Source organism: Liquorilactobacillus vini DSM 20605, assembly GCF_000255495.1.
In the GTDB taxonomy this organism is placed as follows: domain Bacteria; phylum Bacillota; class Bacilli; order Lactobacillales; family Lactobacillaceae; genus Liquorilactobacillus; species Liquorilactobacillus vini.
Genome location: NZ_AHYZ01000065.1, coordinates 1 through 2,994, shown reverse-complemented (window position 1 = coordinate 2,994; position 2,994 = coordinate 1). Strand labels below are relative to the sequence as shown.

The following is a 2,994-nucleotide window of genomic DNA, read 5'->3' as shown; positions in this document are numbered from 1 at the left end:
TAGAACCTTTTTTTATAATCAGCTAAAAGCCGTTATAAAATATAACTTTGTTGTCCGGTTTTGTCTAACAGTCGCCCTATCTTATTGTCATTAAGAGTTTTGTCCCTATCGATAAGGTAGGCATATATTTTTTGCAGTGATCATCATATTGGAGTGGTCAAGTCATTTGTTAAAAGCGTAGAGGTCAACTCCTTGAAAAAAACAAATAAGCAATCAGTGCATGTCTTGAGAATGAAATCCTAGCTTATTATTTTAGACTGATTTGATAAACCATTTAATCTTTTATTACTGCACGAAACTAGGAATAGTATTCTGATTATTTTTAAATCCATAGTCTGTATGATTTGCTTGCAGCTGTTTAAGACAGTTCAGCAGATCAGCATTCACTTCGATTATTCGGTTAGATGCTAAAGTCTTTGTTGATTTGATTCGGTGCCCATGATATTCATAGGACTTATTGATTGAGATCGTTTTGTGTTTGAAGTTGATGTCTTTCCAAGCGAGTGCCAGGATCTCGCCCAAGTATGTCCTCATGTAAAACACTGTTAAAGACGTATACTGGCTTGGTATCTCTGTGATCCAGTTTTGATTTAGCAGCTTGAATCAAAACTTTCAACCCATTGACATATTAAAAATTTTTGATCGTCGCGAGCCGTTAACTAACTTAGCGGTGTTATTCCTGGAATGACGCATTATTGAGCTGTATTTCCGTAAATTTATAGGTATTTCAAGTGTATAATCTCGTGGAGGAGTGGTTGCTTTTAGTGGTAGCATTTAGATTTTAAATCTAGAATGTTTCTACTTTGAATAAAAAGTTATTGTCTCTAGTAACAGAGTGTGTTATTATAAAAAAAGTCGGTTAGGATTTAGCTAATTGATGGTATTTCATTGGGATATATATTCTTGTGCTGAATCGGATGGATTTAGTGCTTTTACTTTTGGGTTATAGCCAAGTGGTAAGGCAAGGGACTTTGACTCCCTCATGCGCTGGTTCGAATCCAGCTAACCCAGTCGGTCTTTTTCGGTTAAGTAGTATTATTAATTATTGTTGTTTAATTTTGTTTTAGCTTATTAGTTGGAAAATGGGGGTTTTCGTCAAACTATATTGGTGGAACCATGAAGTCCTCTGAACGGGGGCTTCTTTATTTTACAATTAAAAGAATTCTGGCATAAAAATGATCCATATTTTTGAATCCGTAACAGATCCGTTTAAGTGCTTTGATTTTACGATTGATTCCTGGTTCCTCATCATGAGGGCCTTTTTTATTGGAAAAATTGGTTCATAGTTTTGATAATCGTTTGCATTTTGAAAGATTAAAATAATCAAGTCACAGTTCACTGCGAATGTATTTAGTAAAAAGGCTGGGTAATCGTAGTAAAATAACTGCTAAATTAGATTTTCAATGTCAGCTGCCAGTTGTAATGGATTTTCTTTTGGTTCAAGCCGTTTGACAAGCTGACCTTTTTGATCAATTAAAAATTTGGTAAAGTTCCATTTGATAGGTTGATTGTTAGTCCTAGCAATCAGATATTTGAATAAAGGAATTGCTTCCTTCCCGCGTACTTTTACTTTTTGTGAAATGTCAAAGGTCACACCAAAGTTTTTGCGGCAAAAGGACTCAATTTCTTTGTTAGTCCCTGGATCTTGACGCAGAAACTGGTTGCATGGAAATCCAATAATTTTAAATTTATCAGGTCCAAATTCTTGGTAAAGTTTTTCTAAGTCTGCAAACTGTGGAGTGTGACCACATTTGCTGGCAGTATTAACGATGATTAACACCTTGCCTTGATAATCAGCCAATTTTTTGTTTTCGCCATTCATTAATGTGAATTCAAAATTGTAAAATTCTTCGCTCATTTAAATTGCTCCTTTATTGATTATTCAAAATTAATAGATGCTTAATTTATTGTGGTGTTTTGATAAATGGCAGCAAATTTTCCTGTCCAAAATGTTTGGCTTGCCATAAAAGAATATTTGCACAGGCTAAGCTATCATCTAGTGCATTGTGATGATGTTCAAGTTTAATATTTAAGTTCTGACAAACGGTATTTAACCGATAATTTTCAAATCCCTTTAGTAAACGCCGACTAGTTTGTAAACTATCAATCACTGCAAATTGGGCAGGTGGCAAATCGAAAGCCTGTAACGATTTTTGTAAGACACTACAGTCGAAACGAGCATTGTGGGCTGCAACTAACTTATCAGCTTGGAAAAAGCTCGCAATATGCGGCCATAATTCAGCCAACGTTGGCGCTTCTTGAATATCGTCTGCAGTGATACCATGGATACGAATATTGCGTTGATCAAAGTAAGTATGTGGATTTAGTAATGAATAAAGCTGGTCAGTTACCTGATTATTTTTGACAACAGTTAAGGCAAGTGAACAGGCGCTGGCCCGTTGTGCATTAGCAGTTTCAAAATCAATTGCTACAAAGTCCATTTAGTTTCACTCCTTAAGTTCCAATTCGACTGGACAATGGTCTGAACCATAAATATTTGTTAAAATATCAGCTTTTAAAATTCGATTTTTTAAACGATCTGAAACAATAAAATAGTCAATTCGCCAGCCAGCATTGTTTTCTCTGGCATGAAAGCGATAACTCCACCAAGAATAAATTCCAGTTGTTTCTGGATGAAGAAAACGAAAAGAATCAATAAATCCTTTATCCAATAGACTGGTCATTGCTTGACGTTCTTGATCAGAAAAGCCAGCATTATGTCGATTAGTTTTCCAGTTTTTTAAATCAATCTTTTGGTGCGCAACGTTTAGATCGCCACATAAAATAACTGGTTTTGTTTGATCGAGTTTTTTTAAATAAGTTTGAAAAGCTAATTCCCATTTTAAGCGAAAATCTAGCCGCTTTAATTTCTGCTGCGAATTTGGGGTGTAGCAATCAACTAAATAAAATTGTTCATATTCAAGAGTGATAACCCGACCTTCGTGATCAAATTCATCGATTCCAATTCCATTTGTAACCTTTATTGCGGGGGAC

General features: G+C 35.1%; 4 protein-coding genes and 1 tRNA gene. 1 reads left to right on the top strand and 4 read right to left on the bottom strand.

Annotation, left to right across the window (positions count from 1 at the left end; genetic code table 11):
* Positions 1–939 precede the first annotated feature (939 nt).
* Positions 940–1,011: transfer RNA gene (locus ON15_RS04360), tRNA-Gln, on the top strand.
* Positions 1,012–1,142: 131 nt separating this feature from the next.
* Here ON15_RS04360 and ON15_RS11605 read toward each other — a convergent pair.
* The 4 genes from ON15_RS11605 to ON15_RS04345 form a co-directional block, all read right to left on the bottom strand.
* The gene (locus ON15_RS11605) at positions 1,143–1,235 is read right to left on the bottom strand and encodes a transposase (protein WP_141567391.1); all 93 of its coding nucleotides are present in this window, start codon (positions 1,233–1,235) and stop codon (positions 1,143–1,145) included.
* A gap of 152 nt (positions 1,236–1,387) precedes the next feature.
* Positions 1,388–1,858 carry a glutathione peroxidase gene (locus ON15_RS04355; RefSeq protein ID WP_010580258.1) on the bottom strand — a complete coding sequence of 157 codons (471 nt, stop codon included), beginning with the start codon at positions 1,856–1,858 and terminating at the stop codon, positions 1,388–1,390.
* A 46-nt stretch (positions 1,859–1,904) separates the two neighbouring features.
* A complete protein-coding gene (locus ON15_RS04350; RefSeq protein ID WP_010580257.1) occupies positions 1,905–2,441 on the bottom strand; it encodes a 3'-5' exonuclease in 537 nt (178 codons plus the stop codon).
* Between the two features lie 6 nt (positions 2,442–2,447).
* The coding region (locus tag ON15_RS04345) for an exodeoxyribonuclease III (protein ID WP_010580256.1) at positions 2,448–2,994 on the bottom strand (547 nt) is incomplete at its 5' end.